Origin of the sequence: Klebsiella sp. H-Nf2, from assembly GCF_002806645.1 — a bacterium.
Classification (GTDB): Bacteria; Pseudomonadota; Gammaproteobacteria; order Enterobacterales; family Enterobacteriaceae; genus Klebsiella; species Klebsiella variicola.
In genome coordinates this window covers 232,345-249,951 of the sequence record NZ_PIBL01000007.1, presented here as the reverse complement: position 1 = coordinate 249,951, position 17,607 = coordinate 232,345, and the positions used below count along the sequence as shown (strand labels likewise).

Below are 17,607 nucleotides of genomic sequence, written 5' to 3'. Positions count from 1 at the left end.
GGGAGCGCACAGGGGGCGGCCAGTCGCCGCCGCCCCCTGTACCCCCGGGCTCCGGCCAGCAAAATCGCCACTGCGTGGTACCTTCGACTTATCCCTGCAGGCTTCGGGTCGGGCCGAGGCAGCGTCCGTGCAAAACACGGCCCTCAGCCCGCATCCATGCGGGCTGCCCCGGCCTTCCGGGAACGTCTCAGCGATTTTGAGGCCGTCAGCACCGGCAGTTTCAGCAACAAAGGTGAATAAATTAACGGCAGGTCACACGAACCGTAGGCCGGGCAAGGCGCCAGCCGCCGCCCGGCAACATCACGGGTACCGTGCCTGATATCTCGCCCGGCGGCGCTGCGCTTGCACGGGCCTAAACGCCAGCCGGACGGTTCCCTCTCCCTCCGGGAGAGGGACAGGGTGAGGGGAAGCACTGCAGTGTGGTTGTTTATGTTATCTGTGGCTTCAGCGTAGTTTGCGCTCCCGGTTAGTCTTCTGCGTTATGTCTCTTACGGCGCAGGGAGCGCACAGGGGGCGGCCAGCACCGGCAGTTTCAGCAAGAAAGGTGAATAAATTAACGACAGGTGGCACGCACCGTAGGCCGGGTAAGGCGCAGCCGCCACCCGGCAACATCACGGGTATCGTGCCTGATATCTCGCCCGGCGGCGCTGCGCTTGCCGGGCCTACGTAGCCGGTAATCCTTTGATATTAATATGTTACCGGCGGTTGCCCATAATACGCAGCAGCATCAGGAACAGGTTGATAAAGTCCAGGTACAGCGTTAAGGCCCCGAGAATCGAGTATTTACGCAGCGTGGCGCTGTCGCGGGTGTCAATCTGCTCGCCGATGTTTTTCAGCTTCTGGGTGTCATACGCCGTCAAACCGACAAACAGCACCACCCCAATGTAGGTTACCGCCCACATCAGCGCTTCGCTCTTCAGCCACAGGTTGACCAGCGATGCCAGCACGATGCCAATCAGCCCCATAAACAGCATGCTGCCGAAGCCGCTCAGATCGCGCTTCGTGGTGTAACCATACAAGCTCATCGCCCCGAACATCCCGCCGGTGACCACAAAGGTGCTGGCAATCGATGAGTAGGTATAGGCGATAAAAATACTCGACAGCGTCAGCCCGGTCAGCGCCGAATAGAGCATAAACAGCGTGGTGGCCATCCCGGCGCTCAGCCGCTGCACCATTCCCGACAGCACAAACACCAGCGCCAGCTGGGCAATAATCAGCCCGAAGAAAGTGATTTTGCTCGAAAAGACGAACATCATCACCGCCGGGGTATTCGCCGCAAACCACGCGATAAACGCCGTCAGCAGCAGGCCGACCGTCATCCAGCCGTACACCTGCGCCATGTAAGTCTGCAGACCGCTACGGCCCTGCACTATTGAATCGGAACGCGGAAATCTGTCCATGACTCTCTCCTGATTAACAAAGTTTCACCCTGTAAGCGTATCACACTACCAGCGCTCTGCCGCCTGACGATCGCTGTCGCGAGCGTCGACCCAGCGTTCGCCTTCCGGCGTCGCCTCGCGCTTCCAGAACGGCGCGCGGGTTTTCAGGTAGTCCATAATAAACTCGCCGGCGGCGAAGGCGCTGCCTCGGTGGGCGCTGGTGACGCCGACAAACACAATCTCTTCCCCCGGCCACATTTCGCCGATGCGGTGGATAACCGTCACCCGGCCCAGCGGCCAGCGCTCGCGCGCCAGGTCGACGATCTCCGCCAGAGATTTTTCGGTCATTCCCGGATAGTGCTCCAGCGTCAGCGCTTTCACGCTGTCGCCAAGATTATGATTGCGCACTTTACCGGTGAAGGTGACCACCGCACCGTCTTCATCGCGTTCAGCCAGCCAGGGATATTCCTCACCGACGCTAAAGCGTGCCGGGCTGACGACAATACGAGTTTGCGTCATCTTATTAGCCTCCGGTGACCGGCGGGAAGAACGCCACTTCGTCACCGCTGGCGACAGGATGGTCAAACGCGGTCAGCGTCTGGTTGACTGCCGCCAGCAGCTTGCCCTCTTCCAGGGCCAGCGCCCAGCGGTCGCCGCGGGCGGCAAGCTGTTGGCGCACGGCCTCGACGGTTGCCAGGTCGCTGGCGTCGAGGGTCAGAGCATCGGTGCCGACCAGTTCGCGCACCTGGGCGAAAAACAGAACCTTAATCATGGCGTTCGTCCACCTTAAAATCGCCGGACTTGCCGCCGCTTTTCGCCAGCAGGCGCAGCGGACCAATGACCATATCTTTTTGCACCGCCTTGCACATGTCGTAGATGGTCAGCGCGGCAACGGAGGCGGCGGTCAATGCTTCCATCTCAACGCCGGTTTTACCGGTCAGACGGCAAAGTGACTCAATGCGCACCCGGTTATGCTCCGGCTGCGCCTGCAAATTGACTTCCACTTTGCTCAGCATCAGCGGATGACACAGCGGGATCAGCTCCCACGTACGTTTTGCCGCCTGGATCCCGGCGATACGCGCGGTGGCGAACACATCGCCTTTGTGGTGGCTGCCGTCGATAATCATCGCCAGCGTCGCCGCCTGCATTTCGACATAAGCCTCGGCACGCGCTTCGCGCACCGTTTCCGCTTTGCCGGAGACATCCACCATATGGGCTTCGCCCGCGGCGTTAATATGGGTCAGTTGTGACATAGATTATTTCTTCAGGTGAGGAATGAAGTTACACGGACGGGTGCGGGCATCCAGCTGCGGGGCAATGATGTTGTCCCACGCCGTGCGGCAGGCTTTGGTCGAGCCCGGCATGGCAAAAATCAGCGTGCGATTGGCGACGCCGGCCACGGCCCTGGACTGCAGCGTCGAGGTGCCGATCTCTTCGAACGACAGCATGCGGAACACTTCGCCAAAGCCTTCGACCTCTCGGTCAAACAGCGGCAGCAGCGCTTCCGGCGCCTGGTCACCCTCGGTGAACCCGGTCCCGCCGGTGATCAGCACCACCTGCACGTCATCGCTGGCGATCCACGCCGACACCTGGGCGCGGATGGCGTAGCGGTTTTCTTTCACAATCGCCTTATCGACGACATGATGTCCCGTCTCCTGCGCCGCCTCACGCAGCCAGTGGCCGGAGGTATCATCCTCTTCGCCGCGGCGGCTGGAAACAGTAAGAATAGCAATACGGGTCGGGATAAACTCAGCGCTAGCCTGGCTCATCTGAATGCTCCTTTCGAAAACGATTAACCGCCAATATAGGACAGGTTCTGCGTAATACCGGTGTTGCCCTGATGCAGGAAATGGGTCTGCTTTTTATGGGTTAAGGCTTCGGCGATCCGCGCCTCCAGCTCGGCCTGCTGCTCGTCCTCAGCCATCAGGTCGCGCAGGTCGACGCCGCCTTCGCCAAACAGGCACAGGTGCAGTTTGCCAACGGATGAGACGCGCAGACGGTTGCAGGTGGCGCAGAAGTCTTTTTCATACGGCATGATGAGGCCGATTTCACCGGCGTAATCCGGGTGACAAAAGACCTGCGCCGGGCCATCACTGCGCTGGCGGATCTGATGGATCCAACCGCGGCGAAGCAGCTCGTCGCGCAGCACCATGCCGGAAAGATGGTGACGGCGGAACAGATCGCTGCCCTCACCGGTTTCCATCAGCTCAATAAAACGCAGCTGAATACGGCGGGGTTGGATCCACGCGAGAAAGGTGTCGAGCTGGTGATGGTTAACATCACGCATCAGCACGGTATTGACCTTCACCTTGTCAAAGCCCGCGGCGAAAGCGGCGTCAATGCCGTCCATCACCTGGTGGAACTTGTCCTGGCCAGTGATGGCCTGAAATTGACGGACGTCGAGACTATCAACGCTGACGTTAATCGCCGTCAGCCCGGCATCGCGCCAGCGTTCGACATCACGTGCCAGGCGGTAACCGTTGGTGGTGACCGCAATCTGACGGATCGCCGGGTTTTCACGCACCGCGGCAATGATTTCGGTAAAGTCGCGACGCAGAGAGGGTTCCCCACCGGTGAGGCGAACTTTTTCGGTGCCCAGGGCGGAGAAAGCGCGCGTGACGCGGCGCACTTCGTCTACGCTAAGAAAGCCGTTGTTATTGACGGCGCCGGGTTTGTAGCCGTCCGGCAGGCAGTAGGTGCAACGGAAGTTGCACACATCGGTAATCGACAGACGCAGGTAAAAAAACTTACGCGCGAATGCATCGGTAAGCTGTGAGGCCATATACACCTTTCCAAATACGGGAGGCGCGGTCATTTCTTCCCACGCCCTGGCGACACCCGGAGGGGTCGCGGCCAAATCGCCATATCTTTTGACACAGGCGAAGAGGCTAGAGTGTTAACAGGTTATGCCGATAGTAGCGCGTTACGGACGGTTTCGCCATTTGCGATTTCGCTATATAACCTTGTATATATCGCTACCTTCGTGCATTTTCGCTACAGAATAGCCATAAATCATTTTTTTGCCTTGATGTCGGTCAGTTTGTCGGGCTCCTCCCATCGTCTTTTAGGGGTAGATCGGGTAGTGTGTGGCCGTTTATGTGAAATAAGGAATTTCTATGCGCAATCGTACATTCGCTGACCTCGATCGGGTGGTCGCGCTCGGCGGCGGGCATGGTCTGGGCCGGGTGATGTCCTCCCTCTCCTCGCTCGGCTCGCGGCTGACCGGCATTGTCACCACCACCGACAACGGGGGTTCCACCGGACGGATCCGCCGCTCGGAAGGCGGCATTGCCTGGGGCGATATGCGCAACTGCATCAATCAGTTAATTGCCGAGCCCAGCGTGGCGTCGGCGATGTTTGAGTATCGTTTTAGCGGTAATGGCGAACTTTCCGGGCATAACCTCGGAAATCTGATGTTAAAGGCGCTGGACCATCTGAGCGTGCGGCCTTTAGAAGCTATCAATTTAATCAGAAACCTGCTCAAAGTAGACGCGTTTCTTATCCCGATGTCGGAACAACCGGTGGATTTGATGGCGCTCGATCATGAAGGCCATGAAGTTTACGGCGAAGTGAATATCGATCAGCTCGGCAACCTACCGCAGGAGCTGATGCTTACCCCACCGGTACCCGCCACCCGCGAGGCGGTGGAAGCGATCGCCGAAGCCGATCTGATCCTCATCGGCCCGGGTAGCTTTTACACCAGCCTGCTGCCGATCCTGCTGCTCGACGAGATGGCTCAGGCGCTGCGCCGCACCCCGGCGCCGATGGTGTTTATCGATAACCTCGGCAAAGAGCACAGCCCGGCGGCGAGGCTGTCGCTGGCGGAGCGCATTGCGATTATGGAGCGCTATGTGGGTAAGCGGGTGGTGGATGCAGTGATCGCCGGGCCAAAAGCCGATATCCACGGCATCAACGACCGGCTGGTGATCCAGACGCCGCTGGAGGCCAGCGACGTGCCCTATCGCCATGACCGGGCGCTGCTTCGCGGCGCGCTGGAAAAGGCGATTCAGCTTCCTGGCTGACGCTGCGCGCCGGAGGGCCAACCTTCGGCGCACCTTAAAATCTTAAGGTTGTCTTAAAATAGGACTGGCACTATACCCTTATCTCTTTCTGTGGGTAGGTATTATGTCGTTATTACCTTTACGTCGGCCAGTTCTCAGCCGCACGACTTATTTGATTCTCTTTGCTTGCTATATCGGTATCTTTCTCAACCTGGCTTTTTATCGCCAGGTTTTCCCGTTACTGCCGGTAAACAGCCTGCATAACTGGCTGGTATTCCTCAGTATGCCGATCGTGGCCATTAGCGTGATGAATATCATCACCACCCTCGCCTCGTTCCTGAAGCTCGATCGGGTGGTCATCAGCCTGTTTATTCTGCTCAGCGCGTCGGCGCAGTACTTTATCTGGAACTTCGGCGTGGTGATTGACCGTTCGATGATCGCCAATATCTTCGATACCACCCCGGCGGAAAGCTTTGCTCTGCTGTCGACGAAAATGGTCATCGTGCTGGGGCTTTCCGGGCTGTTGATGGTTCTGGTCGCCTGGTGGATTAAAGTTCGTAAACCCGCCTCTTTCTGGCGCGGCGCGGCGATGCGCCTGCTCAATATCGCCGTTTCGGCGCTGCTGATTATTCTGGTGGCCGCGCTGTTCTATAAAGATTACGCCTCGGTATTCCGTAACAACAAAGAGCTGGTGAAATCCCTGAGTCCCTCCAACAGCATTGTGGCGCTGAACTCGTGGTATGCGCACAACCGCATGGACAACCTGCCGCTGGTGAAGATTGGCGAAGATGCCACACAGAAACCGGTGATGCATAACGGCCCCCGTAAGAACCTGACGATTGTGGTGCTGGGCGAAACCTCGCGCGCCGAGAATTTCTCGCTGGGCGGCTACGATCGGCAGACTAACCCACGCCTGCAACAGGACGATGTGGTGTACTTCCCGAAAACCACCTCCTGTGGCACGGCAACAGCGGTTTCCGTCCCCTGCATGTTCTCCAATATGCCGCGCGCGCATTACGATGAAGAACTGGCGCACCATCAGGAAGGCGTCCTGGATATTCTGCAGCGCGCCGGTGTTCAGGTGCTGTGGAACGACAATGACGGTGGCTGTAAGGGCGCCTGTGACCGGGTACCGCACCAAAACGTCACCGACCTGAATCTCAGCGGTCAGTGCATCGACGGCGAGTGCTACGATGACGTCCTGTTCCATAATCTGGACAGTTACATCGACAACCTGAAACAGGATGGCATTATCGTACTGCATACTATCGGCAGCCACGGTCCGACCTATTACAACCGCTATCCGGCTGAATTCAAAAAATTCACCCCGACCTGCGATACCAATGAAATCCAAAGTTGTACGCAGCAACAGTTGACCAATACCTACGACAACACCATTCTGTATGTCGACTATATCGTTGATAAGGCGATAAAATTACTGCAATCCAAACAGGATAAATTTACCACTAGCCTGGTTTATTTGTCCGACCACGGCGAATCGCTGGGTGAAGATGGCGTCTATTTGCATGGTCTGCCGTACTCCATCGCGCCGGATACGCAAAAACACGTCCCCATGCTGCTGTGGCTGTCGCCGGATTACCAGCAACGTTATGGTGTTTCCAGCCAGTGTTTGCAACAACAGGCTAAGACGAAGGATTATTCTCAAGATAATCTGTTCTCCACCCTGCTCGGCCTGCTCGGCGTCAGCACCCACGAGTACCAGGCAGCAGACGATATTTTAACGCCATGTAGAGAGGCTGGTTGATGAAAATCTTAGTCATTGAAGACGATGCGCTGCTGTTACAGGGGTTGATTCTGGCGATGCAAAGTGAAGGATACGTATGCGACGGCGTCTCCACAGCGCACGAAGCGGCGCTATCGTTGGCCAGCAATCACTACAGCCTGATCGTACTCGACCTCGGCCTGCCGGATGAAGACGGTCTGCATTTTCTCACCCGTATGCGGCGGGAAAAGATGACCCAGCCGGTGCTGATCCTCACCGCCCGCGATACGCTTGAGGATCGCATTAGCGGTCTCGATACCGGCGCGGATGACTATCTGGTGAAACCCTTTGCCCTGGAAGAGCTGAATGCGCGCATTCGCGCCCTGCTCCGCCGGCATAATAACCAGGGCGATAACGAAATCAGCGTCGGCGATCTGCGCCTCAACGTCACCCGCCGCCTGGTGTGGCTGGGTGAGACGGCGCTGGAATTGACGCCGAAAGAGTATGCCCTGCTGTCGCGGCTGATGATGAAAGCCGGTAGCCCGGTGCATCGTGAAATCCTCTACAACGACATCTACAGCTGGGACAATGAGCCGGCGACCAATACCCTTGAGGTGCATATTCATAACCTGCGCGATAAAATTGGCAAATCGCGGATCCGCACCGTCAGGGGTTTTGGCTATATGCTGGCTAACCACATCGACACGGAATAGACCATGGCTCTGTTTGCAACGGAATCCTGGACCATGCGCCACCGGCTGCTGCTGACCATCGGCACCATTCTGGTGGTCTGTCAGCTGATCAGCGTCTTCTGGCTATGGCATGAGAGTAAAGAGCAGATCCAGCTGCTGGTGGCCAGCGCCGTCGAAGGCCACAATAACCAGAAACATGTGGAGCATGAGGTACGGGAAGCGGTCGCCAGCCTGCTGGTGCCGAGCCTGCTGATTGTTGCTCTGGCGCTGTATATCAGCGTGCTGGCGGTGCGCAAGATCACCCGCCCGCTCTCACGACTGCAAAGCGAGCTTGAGAGCCGCACGCCGGACAACCTCACCCCTATCGTGCTCAGCGAATCGGTTCCCGAGGTTACGGCGGTGACCACCGCCCTGAATCAGCTGGTTTCCCGCCTCAATCTGACCCTCGACCGTGAGCGGCTGTTTACCGCCGACGTGGCGCATGAGCTACGTACCCCGCTGGCCGGCCTGCGCCTGCACCTCGAACTGCTGGCGAAAGTGCACGGCGTGGGCGTCGACCCGCTGATCCAACGCCTCGACCAGATGACCAACAGCATTTCCCAGCTGCTGCAGCTGGCGCGCGTCGGACAGTCTTTTTCCGCCGGTAGCTATCAGCAGGTGCTGTTGTTGGATGACGTAGTGAAACCGTTGCAGGAAGAGCTGGAAACCATGCTGGCGCAGCGTCAGCAGCGACTGCTGCTGACGGATATCGAAAGCGAAGCCATTGTCTCTGGCGACGCAACGTTAATCCGTGTGATCCTGCGCAACCTGGTGGAAAATGCTCACCGCTACAGTCCGGAAGGGTCAACTATCCGCATCTCGGTGAAAGCGGGCTTGATGCCGGTGATGGCGGTGGAAGATGAAGGTCCGGGAATTGATGAGGCGAAAAGCGGCGAACTCAGTAAAGCGTTTGTGCGCATGGACAGTCGCTACGGCGGCATAGGCCTCGGACTGAGCATCGTCACGCGCATTGCTCAGCTGCATGACGCCCAGTTCTTCCTGCACAACCGCCAGCCGGGGCCCGGCGTCCGCGCGTGGGTGTTATTCCCGCGGCGGGCGCGTCAGAACGTCAGTACCCACTGATGGAAAAAGGCAACAATAATGACCAGGGCGGTGGCAACCGCCAGATATTCACGGAAGTTAATTTTTTGCATGGGCGCTATCCTCATCATGTTGAGGATAGTGTCGCCTGGTGAGATTAAGCAAACATTAAGAAGGCCGCAATGCGGCCTTTTTCTTCTCTGGCATTTGACTGGTGGGCGGCGAGACGCGGAAAACAGACCTTTCATCCGAACGTCCGGGAGTACGCCCCTGCCCATCAGGAGGCCGCGATAAACAGCTCACGCAGTTGATGCAACTGGTCGCGAATTTGCGCCGCCTCTTCGAACTCGAGGTTCTGGGCGTGCTGCATCATCTGTCCTTCCAGCTCGTGAATTTTCTGCTGCAGCGCTTTTGGCGTCATATCCACCCCGCTGAGCCCCGCAGGTTCGGCGGCCTTCGATTTGCCGCGCCCTTTGGCTTTGGTCTTCGCCAGGCTCTGGCCCAGTTGCAGAATGTCCACCACTTTCTTGTTGAGCCCCTGCGGCACGATGCCATGCTCTTCGTTATAGCGCTGCTGTTTCTCCCGTCGACGCTCGGTCTCGCCAATGGCTTTGGCCATAGAGGGAGTGATTCTGTCGCCGTACAGGATGGCCTTACCGTTGATGTTACGCGCCGCGCGGCCGATGGTCTGGATAAGCGAGCGTTCGGAGCGCAGGAAGCCCTCTTTGTCCGCATCCAGGATTGCCACCAGTGACACCTCCGGCATATCCAGCCCCTCACGCAGCAGGTTGATCCCGACCAGCACGTCAAACTCGCCAAGGCGTAAGTCGCGGATAATCTCCATGCGTTCGACGGTGTCGATATCCGAGTGAAGATAGCGCACCCGCTCGCCATGCTCCTCAAGGTACTCGGTTAAATCTTCCGCCATCCGCTTGGTGAGGGTGGTCACCAGCACGCGCTCGTTGATGGCCGTGCGCAGGCGGATCTCCGACAGCAGGTCATCGACCTGAGTGGCCACCGGTCGCACTTCGATGATCGGGTCAAGCAGACCAGTCGGCCGCACCACCTGATCCACCACATCGCCGCCGGATTTATCCAGCTCATAGGCTCCCGGGGTCGCCGACACGTAGATAGTTTGCGGGGCCAGCGCTTCGAATTCTTCAAACTTCATCGGTCGGTTATCCAGCGCTGACGGCAGGCGGAAGCCATATTCCACCAGCGTCTCTTTGCGCGCCCGGTCGCCCCGGTACATGCCGCCGATCTGCGGCACCGTGACGTGGGATTCGTCAATGACCAGCAGACCGTCTGCCGGCAGATAGTCAAACAGGGTGGGCGGCGGCTCGCCGGGCCCGCGACCGGAGAGGAAGCGCGAGTAGTTTTCAATGCCCGAGCAGTAGCCCAGCTCGTTCATCATTTCGAGGTCGAACTGGGTGCGCTGGGTTAAACGCTGCTCTTCCAGTAGCTTGTTGTTAGCCAGCAGTACCTTGCGACGATCCGCCAGTTCCAGCTTAATCTCTTCCATCGCCTGGACGATGCGTTCCCGCGGCGTCACGTAGTGGGTCTTGGGATAAATGGTGAAGCGCGGCACCGCGGATTCCACATGGCCGGTCAGGGGATCAAACAGCGACAGGCGCTCGACCTCTTCATCAAACAGCTCAATGCGCAGCGCGATATCGTCGGATTCCGCCGGGAAGACGTCGATCACCTCGCCGCGAACGCGGAAGGTGCCGCGCTGGAAAGCCTGATCGTTGCGGGTGTATTGCAGCTCGGCCAGGCGGCGCAGGATAGCGCGCTGGTCAATCAGCATCCCGACCGTCAGGTGCAGCATCATCTTCAGGTACAGGTCCGGGTCGCCGAGGCCGTAGATAGCCGAGACCGATGCCACCACCACCACGTCGCGCCGCTCGAGCAGCGCTTTGGTCGCCGACAGGCGCATCTGCTCGATATGTTCGTTCACCGAGGCGTCCTTCTCAATGAAGGTATCTGAGCTGGGGACGTAGGCTTCCGGCTGGTAGTAATCGTAGTAGGAGACGAAATACTCGACGGCATTCTCCGGGAAAAACTCTTTCATCTCGCCGTAGAGCTGGGCCGCCAGCGTTTTGTTTGGCGCCAGCACCATCGTCGGCCGCTGCAGATCGGCAATCACGTTGGCGATGGTAAAGGTTTTACCGGAGCCGGTAACCCCCAGAAGCGTTTGATGCGCAAGCCCATCCTCCAGCCCCTCTTCCAGGCGGCGGATGGCTTCCGGTTGGTCTCCGGAGGGGCGAAAGGCAGAATGCAGAACAAACGATTTACTCATTGATCAAAACCTGAAGATGGATTTAGCGGCCGGTGTTTAATTCTACCCTCCGGGCCATTTTTTGCCAACAAATTATACTGGATATTTAAACAGTGCATCACTATGATTGCGTCAGTAAACGGCTTATTTTGCCGCCATGGTGCGCACAAAGCGCGCGCCGGGTGGGATAATCCTCCGGCCGGTAGGGTTATCCCCAAAAAATTTCACCTTTTAACATTTGTCAAGCAGACGGGTGAAAGTTTTATGGCAGTAGATGACGCTTTTCTTACACCCATTGATTTTATCTAACAAGCTGATATTTAATGACTTTAAAGAAAAGACGCCTTTCGCGCCAATTCAGCCGCAGGCCGCGTACGCTCTAGCTTACCGCAGGTTTTCTAACTCTAATACACAAGGTTATCCACAGGAATAGTGGATAACTGTCTGCAGCCCATGACCACCGCCGCCCGGCGCAAATCGACTTTTGCCGTCAACCGTGCGGCGAAAAATTTTTATCGAACTATTTTTGATAACTATCCGTTTAAAGCCGCTCGATTTTTGCTGCTTTTTGCACCACCCTTTAGCGTCGGGCACCGGAAAAGTGCAGCGCCCGCGCTGACTGTGCCCGATGGTGTCGGCGTTTCGCGTTTTTTTCCGAGCGTTCTTTTTCCTGGCAAGAGTTTTGCAGCATCTTTCTGTCGCCCTGACGCCAGGATAAGGAGAAAACGTCCATGTTGAATTTACAGGCAGTAAATCATTTTTACGGTAACCAGCACTCGCTGTGGAATGTCGATCTTGAACTACGCCCGGGAGAGTGCATTGGCGTACTGGGACGCGAGGGAATGGGAAAAACCACCCTGGTCAACTGCATTGCCGGCCATCTGCCGGTGGCCAGCGGTCGGATGACCTGGCATGACATTGGCGCCCCGCCGTGCGATCTCACCCCCCTGTCAGCTCAGTCGCGCAGCGCTATCGGCATCGGCTACGTGCCGCAGGATAAACGCATCTTTTCCCAGCTCAGCGTGGAAGAGAATCTGCATATTGCCCTGGCTGCCGGGAAACCCGGGGTCAGCGCCAGCGGCGGTGAAATTTATGAGCACTTTCCCGAACTCTATGCGCTACGGCAGCGCAAAGGCGCCTCGCTGAGCGCCGACGATCAGTACCAGCTGGCGCTGGCCAGGGCACTGATCGTCCGGCCACGACTGCTGATCCTCGACGAACCCTCGCGCGGCACAGGGCCACGCTGCCTGCAAAAGCTGGCGGAGCTGCTGCTGCGGTTAAATCGCGATATCGGCCTGACGGTGCTGCTCGCCGAGCAGCACTTGCCCTTTATCCGCCGGGTGGCGGATCGGTTCTGTGTATTACACCGAGGGCGTAATGTCGCCGAGGGCGATATTATGGCGCTGGATGAACCGCTGCTGGCGCAGTGGATGACGCCAGATCCAGCGCGCTGAGATCCAGATACTGGCCGAGATCGTCGCGCTGCGCGATATCGGCAAGCCACGGTATTTCGCCGAGGAATGGCGCGGCCAGCCGGTTTTTCAGCGTCGCCAGATACTCATTATGGCGCTTGCCCGGCGGCTGCACGTCATTGGCGATCCATCCCGCCAGCGGCAGCCCTGCCTGGCGTACCGCTTGGGCGGTGAGCATGGCATGGTTGATGCAGCCGAGCTTGACGCCCACCACCAAAATCACTGGCAGTTGCTCCTGCTGCGCCCAGTCGGCGAAGGTCAGCGTATCCGAGAGCGGCGTAAACCACCCTCCGGCCCCTTCAACCAGCACCCAGTCGGCGAGACTTTCTAACTCGCGCAGCCCACCGGAAAGCGTCGCCGCGGCGATCGGCCGGCCTTCATCGGCGCTGATGATGTGCGGTGAGGTCGGCTCGGCGAAGGTATAGGGGTTCACCTGGTCGTAGCGCAGCGCAACCCGGCTATGGCGCTGCAGGGCCAGCGCGTCTTCATTACGCAGCCCAGCAGCGGTATGCTCGCTGCCGGAAGCCACCGGTTTATAGCCAGCGGTGTTAAAACCCAGCTGATTCGCCGCCTGCAGCAGCGCGCTGCTGGCAACCGTTTTTCCGACTTCAGTATCGGTTCCGGTGACAAAAAAACGTTTAGTCACGTTCAATGACTCCTGTAAAAAGATAATACGTCAGCGGGCAGACGCCCTGCTGTTGCGGCCAGGCCAGCTGCAGTTCGCGCAGTTTGCCGCGGCCAAGCGGGGCGGATGCCCTCCCCTGGTGCAAATGGGTAGCGCCGATGCCTTTCAGCGAGCGCATAGCGCTCAGCGCATCGGCGAACGGCAGGCGAATCTGATGAACGACGCCTTCGGCGCGCAGCCCGCTCATCGCCGCCCGCACCGCCGGTTCGCTGAGAAAACGGTTGGCATGTGGACGGTCGTCGATCGCCCGCCACGCCTGGTTAAGCTCCGGCAGCGAGTCGGCCAGCAGCGTGGTAAACGCCACCCGCCCGCCGGGTCGCACCACCCGGCACAGCTCGCCGATCGCCGCGCGCAGATCGTCGCACCACTGCACCGCCAGGTTGCTCCATGCCAGATCGACGCAGCCATCCGGCAGCGGCAGCGCTTCGATATCGCCCTGCAGATAATGCTGTGCGGCGTTGCGGCGCTGCGCCTCCGCCAGCATCCCGGCGGAGAGATCCAGCGCGGTCACCACGCTGCCCGCCTCACGCCAGTAGCGGCTCATGCTACCGGGGCCGCAGCCGGCATCCAGCACCTGAGCAAAATCGCGGCGCGCCAGCTGGCGCAGCAGCAGATCGGCGCTACGCCGTTGCAGTTCATCATGTTGCGTATAGCCGCTGGCCGCCCGGCCAAACGCCGCGGCCACCGCCTGCTTATTCACCGTGGCCATGCAGCGCCTCCAGTAAACGGTTAATGTCCTCAGCCTGATGGGCGGCGGTCAGGGTCAGGCGCAAACGAGCGCTGCCGACCGGCACCGTCGGTGGACGGATCGCCGTTGCCCAGCAACCGGCCTCGCGCAGACGGCAGGCCAGGCTCAGCGCCCGGGCGTTATCCCCGACGATCAGCGGCTGGATCGCGCTGACGGAATCGGTCAACCCCAGCGATACATCGCCCATCCCTGCGCGGAACTGACGGATGCGGGCGGCCAGGGTTTCACGCCTCTGCTGCCCCTCATCGCTGCGAATGATCCGCAACGCCGCGCTCAGCGCCACCGCCTGGGCGGGCGGCATTGCGGTGCTGTAGATCAGATGACGGGCAAACTGCAGCAGATAATCGGCCATCGCTTCGCTGCACAGTACCGCCGCACCGCTCACCCCAAACGCTTTGCCAAAGGTCACCACCAGCAGATCCGGGCGTACGTTCTGCGCCGCGCAGCTCCCGCGACCTTCATCGCCGACGACCCCAACCCCGTGGGCATCATCCACCAGCAATAACGCCCCGGCGGTCTGCGCTGCGGCGTGAATGGCCGTCAGCGGCGCGCTGTCGCCGTCCATACTGAAAATGCCTTCAGTCACCACTAACTGCAGGCCGTCCAGCGGTTTCGCCAGCAGTTGCGCGAGCTGTTGCGGATCGTTGTGGGCGAAACGGCGCAACTGCGCCGGACTCAGGCTCGCCGCCTCCAGCAGGGAGGCGTGGCTCAGGCGGTCGGCCACAATGCGATCGTCTTTTTCCGCCAGCGCGGCAACCAGCGCCTGATTGGCGGCAAAGCCAGAGATAAACAGTAGCGCGCGCGGATAGCCCAGCCAGTCGGCGAGCTCCTCCTCCAGCGCGCGATGGGCTTCGCTATAGCCGCTCACGTGGCCCGAGCCACCGGAGCCGACGCCATAACGTTCCGCCCCCTGCTGCCAGGCGGCGATAATGCCGGCATGCTGGCTCAGGCCCAGGTAATCATTGCTGGAGAAGTTGAGCCAGCGCTCCCCTTCGCGCTCCAGCCAGCGTCCGGCGCCGTGGCTTACCGGCAGGCGACGGCGAAACGCATCCGCCTGCCGCCGCTCGTCCAGCGCCCGCTCGATTCGTTGCTGCCAGGTCATAGCGCCGCCGCGTTGTAGTATTCCTCAGTGTCCGGGGTGAGTAAGGCCTGTTCCAGGCGCTGCTGCTGCTCATTGTCGCCTTCCAGTACCGCCGTCTGCTGCGGGTTGATCCCCAGCTTGCGGAACAGCTGCAGGTCTTTGTCCTCTTCCGGGTTCGGCGTGGTGAGCAGCTTGCAGCCGTAGAAAATCGAGTTCGCCCCGGCCATAAAGCACATCGCCTGGGTCTGCTCGTTCATCTGTTCGCGGCCAGCGGAGAGACGCACGTAAGAGGTGGGCATCATAATGCGTGCAATGGCGATGGTGCGGATGAAATCGAAAGCGTCGACATCGTCGTTATCCGCCAGCGGCGTGCCTTTGACCTTCACCAGCATGTTGATCGGCACACTCTCCGGCGGCGTCGGCAGATTAGCCAGCTGCAGCAGCAGCCCGGCGCGATCGTTTACGGTCTCTCCCAGCCCGACGATGCCGCCGGAGCACACTTTGATCCCGGCATCGCGCACCTTATCCAGCGTATCCAGACGCTCCTGATAGGTACGGGTGGTGATGATGTTGCCGTAAAATTCCGGCGAGGTGTCGAGGTTGTGGTTGTAGTAATCAAGACCTGCGCCGGCCAGACGCTGCGCCTGGCTGTCGGTGAGCGTACCGAGCGTCATGCACGACTCCAGTCCCAGCGCCTTCACGCCTTTCACCATCTGCTCCAGATAGGGCATATCGCGGTCATTGGGGTTCTTCCACGCCGCACCCATGCAGAAGCGGGTCGAGCCGGCGTTTTTCGCCTGGCGTGCCGACTCCAGCACCTGCTCCACTTCCATCAGGCGCTCAGTTTCGAGGCCGGTTTTATAGCGCGCGCTCTGCGGACAATATTTACAATCCTCCGGGCAGGCGCCGGTCTTGATCGACAGCAGGGTACTGACCTGCACCTGGCGCGGGTCAAAATGTTGACGATGGATTTGCTGCGCTTCAAATAACAGATCGATGAGTGGTTTATTAAATAACTCAGTTACTTGCGACATTGTCCAGCGTGCACGGTGAGCCATTGGTCTCTCCAAAGGGTTTTGTTAATTTACGGTTCGGTTTATACTTGTAAACCTAAATGTTTTCAAAATGGTTTACAAGTCGATTATGACACTGGACGATCTCGCCTTCGATCGGCGCCACATCTGGCACCCCTACACCTCTATGACTTCCCCCCTGCCGGTCTATCCGGTGGTTTCCGCCCACGGTTGCGAGCTGTCCCTCGCCGGCGGCGAACAGCTGGTTGACGGTATGTCCTCCTGGTGGGCGGCGATCCACGGCTACAATCACCCGCGCCTCAATGCGGCGATGAAAGCGCAGATCGACAAAATGGCGCACGTGATGTTTGGCGGGATCACCCATCCGTCGGCAGTGGCGCTATGCCGCCAGCTGGTGGCGATGACCCCGGAGTCGCTGGAGTGCATTTTCCTCGCCGATTCCGGTTCGGTGGCGGTAGAGGTGGCGATGAAAATGGCGCTGCAGTACTGGCAGGCCAAAGGCCAGCCGCGCCGTCGTTTTCTGACCTTCCGCAACGGCTATCACGGCGATACCTTTGGCGCGATGTCGGTCTGCGATCCGCAAAATTCAATGCACAGCCTGTGGCAGGGCTACCTGCCGGATAACCTGTTCGCCCCCGCGCCGCAAAGCCGCTTTGACGGCGAGTGGGATGAGCTGGATATGGTGCCGTTTGCCCGCCTGATGGCCGCGCATCGTCACGACATCGCCGCGGTGATCCTCGAACCCATCGTCCAGGGCGCGGGCGGCATGCGGATGTATCATCCGGAGTGGCTGAAGCGGGTGCGTAAAATGTGCGACCGGGAAGGGATTTTGCTGATCGCCGATGAGATTGCTACCGGCTTTGGCCGCACCGGCAAACTGTTCGCCTGCGAGCATGCCGGTATCTCCGCCGATATTCTTTGTCTGGGTAAGGCGCTGACCGGCGGTACCATGACCCTTTCCGCCGCCATCACCACCCGAACGGTAGCTGAAACCATCAGCAATGGCGAAGCCGGCTGCTTTATGCACGGCCCCACCTTTATGGGTAATCCGCTGGCCTGCGCGGTGGCAAGCGAAAGCCTGCGCCTGCTGGAGAGCGGCGAATGGCAACAGCAGGTAGCGGCGATTGAAGCCCAGCTGAAGGCCGAGCTGGCTCCGGCACGAGAGTCAGAATGGGTCGCCGACGTGCGCGTACTCGGCGCGATTGGCGTGGTTGAAACCCGTCATCCGGTGAACATGGCCGCTCTGCAGCGCTTTTTCGTTGAGCAAGGGGTATGGATCCGCCCGTTTGGCCGCCTGATTTATCTGATGCCCCCGTACATCATCACGCCCAAACAGCTGACCCGCCTGACCCGTGCGGTCAACCTGGCCGTGCAGGACGAAACATTTTTTAGCGAATAAACAGCGGATTTGCGCCGCCGGGAAGGCTACACTTC

General features: G+C 59.3%; 17 protein-coding genes, 1 pseudogene and 1 riboswitch. Of the genes and pseudogenes, 7 read left to right on the top strand and 11 right to left on the bottom strand.

Annotation, left to right across the window (positions count from 1 at the left end; translation table 11 throughout):
• Positions 1-695: 695 nt before the first annotated feature.
• The 6 genes from CWM58_RS18425 to moaA form a co-directional block, all read right to left on the bottom strand.
• Complete coding sequence (locus tag CWM58_RS18425) at positions 696-1,400, bottom strand: Bax inhibitor-1 family protein (protein ID WP_061155267.1); 705 nt, start codon at positions 1,398-1,400, stop codon at positions 696-698.
• A gap of 45 nt (positions 1,401-1,445) precedes the next feature.
• Positions 1,446-1,898, bottom strand: coding sequence for a molybdopterin synthase catalytic subunit MoaE (gene moaE, locus CWM58_RS18420; protein WP_046622772.1), 453 nt, complete (start codon positions 1,896-1,898; stop codon positions 1,446-1,448).
• A 4-nt stretch (positions 1,899-1,902) separates the two neighbouring features.
• The gene (moaD, locus tag CWM58_RS18415; protein ID WP_008805749.1) at positions 1,903-2,151 is read right to left on the bottom strand and encodes a molybdopterin synthase sulfur carrier subunit; all 249 of its coding nucleotides are present in this window, start codon (positions 2,149-2,151) and stop codon (positions 1,903-1,905) included.
• Positions 2,144-2,632: a cyclic pyranopterin monophosphate synthase MoaC gene (gene moaC / locus CWM58_RS18410; RefSeq protein WP_008805748.1), complete on the bottom strand. Its 489-nt coding sequence runs from the start codon at positions 2,630-2,632 to the stop codon at positions 2,144-2,146. Before moaC ends, moaD begins: the two co-directional genes overlap by 8 nt.
• A gap of 3 nt (positions 2,633-2,635) precedes the next feature.
• Positions 2,636-3,148 carry a molybdenum cofactor biosynthesis protein B gene (moaB, locus tag CWM58_RS18405; RefSeq protein ID WP_100681501.1) on the bottom strand — a complete coding sequence of 171 codons (513 nt, stop codon included), beginning with the start codon at positions 3,146-3,148 and terminating at the stop codon, positions 2,636-2,638.
• 23 nt (positions 3,149-3,171) lie between these two features.
• Positions 3,172-4,161: a GTP 3',8-cyclase MoaA gene (gene moaA, locus CWM58_RS18400; RefSeq protein WP_100681500.1), complete on the bottom strand. Its 990-nt coding sequence runs from the start codon at positions 4,159-4,161 to the stop codon at positions 3,172-3,174.
• Positions 4,149-4,287, bottom strand: a riboswitch (molybdenum cofactor riboswitch). (Overlaps the previous gene by 13 nt.)
• A 208-nt stretch (positions 4,288-4,495) precedes the next feature.
• Between moaA and yvcK the strand changes: the two genes are divergently transcribed.
• The 4 genes from yvcK to pmrB all read left to right on the top strand — a co-directional run bounded on the left by yvcK (position 4,496) and on the right by pmrB (position 8,917).
• Complete coding sequence (gene yvcK / locus CWM58_RS18390; RefSeq protein ID WP_100681499.1) at positions 4,496-5,401, top strand: uridine diphosphate-N-acetylglucosamine-binding protein YvcK; 906 nt, start codon at positions 4,496-4,498, stop codon at positions 5,399-5,401.
• A gap of 103 nt (positions 5,402-5,504) precedes the next feature.
• Positions 5,505-7,145: a phosphoethanolamine transferase EptA gene (eptA, locus tag CWM58_RS18385; RefSeq protein ID WP_100681498.1), complete on the top strand. Its 1,641-nt coding sequence runs from the start codon at positions 5,505-5,507 to the stop codon at positions 7,143-7,145.
• Positions 7,145-7,816: a two-component system response regulator PmrA gene (gene pmrA / locus CWM58_RS18380; RefSeq protein WP_061155271.1), complete on the top strand. Its 672-nt coding sequence runs from the start codon at positions 7,145-7,147 to the stop codon at positions 7,814-7,816. Before eptA ends, pmrA begins: the two co-directional genes overlap by 1 nt.
• A gap of 3 nt (positions 7,817-7,819) precedes the next feature.
• Complete coding sequence (gene pmrB / locus CWM58_RS18375) at positions 7,820-8,917, top strand: two-component system sensor histidine kinase PmrB (protein ID WP_100681497.1); 1,098 nt, start codon at positions 7,820-7,822, stop codon at positions 8,915-8,917.
• Between the two features lie 235 nt (positions 8,918-9,152).
• Here pmrB and uvrB read toward each other — a convergent pair whose 3' ends face one another.
• Positions 9,153-11,174 carry an excinuclease ABC subunit UvrB gene (gene uvrB / locus CWM58_RS18365; protein WP_061155272.1) on the bottom strand — a complete coding sequence of 674 codons (2,022 nt, stop codon included), beginning with the start codon at positions 11,172-11,174 and terminating at the stop codon, positions 9,153-9,155.
• A gap of 411 nt (positions 11,175-11,585) precedes the next feature.
• On the opposite strand from uvrB, the pseudogene CWM58_RS18360 reads away from it, so the two are divergent.
• Positions 11,586-11,795, top strand: a pseudogene (locus CWM58_RS18360) (hypothetical protein); the annotation flags it as partial.
• Between the two features lie 89 nt (positions 11,796-11,884).
• On the top strand, positions 11,885-12,607 hold the full coding sequence (locus tag CWM58_RS18355; RefSeq protein WP_100681496.1) for an ABC transporter ATP-binding protein: 723 nt from the start codon (positions 11,885-11,887) through the stop codon (positions 12,605-12,607).
• On the opposite strand, the gene bioD is transcribed toward CWM58_RS18355, so the two are convergent.
• Genes bioD through bioB form a run of 4 tightly spaced genes read right to left on the bottom strand, consistent with a single transcriptional unit; the run spans position 12,549 to position 16,197 of the window.
• Positions 12,549-13,271: a dethiobiotin synthase gene (bioD, locus tag CWM58_RS18350; protein ID WP_061155274.1), complete on the bottom strand. Its 723-nt coding sequence runs from the start codon at positions 13,269-13,271 to the stop codon at positions 12,549-12,551. The genes CWM58_RS18355 and bioD overlap by 59 nt on opposite strands.
• The gene (gene bioC, locus CWM58_RS18345; RefSeq protein ID WP_100681495.1) at positions 13,264-14,019 is read right to left on the bottom strand and encodes a malonyl-ACP O-methyltransferase BioC; all 756 of its coding nucleotides are present in this window, start codon (positions 14,017-14,019) and stop codon (positions 13,264-13,266) included. Before bioC ends, bioD begins: the two co-directional genes overlap by 8 nt.
• Entirely contained in the window at positions 14,003-15,160 is a 1,158-nt protein-coding gene (gene bioF / locus CWM58_RS18340) for an 8-amino-7-oxononanoate synthase (protein ID WP_100681494.1), read from the bottom strand. Before bioF ends, bioC begins: the two co-directional genes overlap by 17 nt.
• Positions 15,157-16,197, bottom strand: a complete 1,041-nt coding sequence (gene bioB / locus CWM58_RS18335; RefSeq protein ID WP_061155277.1) for a biotin synthase BioB — start codon at positions 16,195-16,197, stop codon at positions 15,157-15,159. The genes bioF and bioB overlap by 4 nt, the downstream gene beginning before the upstream one ends.
• An 85-nt stretch (positions 16,198-16,282) precedes the next feature.
• Here bioB and bioA point away from each other — a divergent pair, with 85 nt between their 5' ends.
• Positions 16,283-17,572 (top strand): adenosylmethionine--8-amino-7-oxononanoate transaminase, encoded by a 1,290-nt coding sequence (gene bioA / locus CWM58_RS18330; RefSeq protein WP_100681508.1) that lies wholly within the window; start codon positions 16,283-16,285, stop codon positions 17,570-17,572.
• The last annotated feature ends 35 nt before the right edge of the window (positions 17,573-17,607 follow it).

Excerpts from the sequence above, each read along its gene's own strand:
- CWM58_RS18425 (WP_061155267.1), bottom strand. The coding sequence starts at position 1,400 with ATGGACAGATTTCCGCGTTCCGATTCAATAGTGCAGGGCCGTAGCGGT.
- moaE (WP_046622772.1), bottom strand. The coding sequence starts at position 1,898 with ATGACGCAAACTCGTATTGTCGTCAGCCCGGCACGCTTTAGCGTCGGT.
- moaD (WP_008805749.1), bottom strand. The coding sequence starts at position 2,151 with ATGATTAAGGTTCTGTTTTTCGCCCAGGTGCGCGAACTGGTCGGCACC.
- moaC (WP_008805748.1), bottom strand. The coding sequence starts at position 2,632 with ATGTCACAACTGACCCATATTAACGCCGCGGGCGAAGCCCATATGGTG.
- moaB (WP_100681501.1), bottom strand. The coding sequence starts at position 3,148 with ATGAGCCAGGCTAGCGCTGAGTTTATCCCGACCCGTATTGCTATTCTT.
- moaA (WP_100681500.1), bottom strand. The coding sequence starts at position 4,161 with ATGGCCTCACAGCTTACCGATGCATTCGCGCGTAAGTTTTTTTACCTG.
- yvcK (WP_100681499.1), top strand. The coding sequence starts at position 4,496 with ATGCGCAATCGTACATTCGCTGACCTCGATCGGGTGGTCGCGCTCGGC.
- eptA (WP_100681498.1), top strand. The coding sequence starts at position 5,505 with ATGTCGTTATTACCTTTACGTCGGCCAGTTCTCAGCCGCACGACTTAT.
- pmrA (WP_061155271.1), top strand. The coding sequence starts at position 7,145 with ATGAAAATCTTAGTCATTGAAGACGATGCGCTGCTGTTACAGGGGTTG.
- pmrB (WP_100681497.1), top strand. The coding sequence starts at position 7,820 with ATGGCTCTGTTTGCAACGGAATCCTGGACCATGCGCCACCGGCTGCTG.
- uvrB (WP_061155272.1), bottom strand. The coding sequence starts at position 11,174 with ATGAGTAAATCGTTTGTTCTGCATTCTGCCTTTCGCCCCTCCGGAGAC.
- CWM58_RS18355 (WP_100681496.1), top strand. The coding sequence starts at position 11,885 with ATGTTGAATTTACAGGCAGTAAATCATTTTTACGGTAACCAGCACTCG.
- bioC (WP_100681495.1), bottom strand. The coding sequence starts at position 14,019 with ATGGCCACGGTGAATAAGCAGGCGGTGGCCGCGGCGTTTGGCCGGGCG.
- bioF (WP_100681494.1), bottom strand. The coding sequence starts at position 15,160 with ATGACCTGGCAGCAACGAATCGAGCGGGCGCTGGACGAGCGGCGGCAG.
- bioB (WP_061155277.1), bottom strand. The coding sequence starts at position 16,197 with ATGGCTCACCGTGCACGCTGGACAATGTCGCAAGTAACTGAGTTATTT.
- bioA (WP_100681508.1), top strand. The coding sequence starts at position 16,283 with ATGACACTGGACGATCTCGCCTTCGATCGGCGCCACATCTGGCACCCC.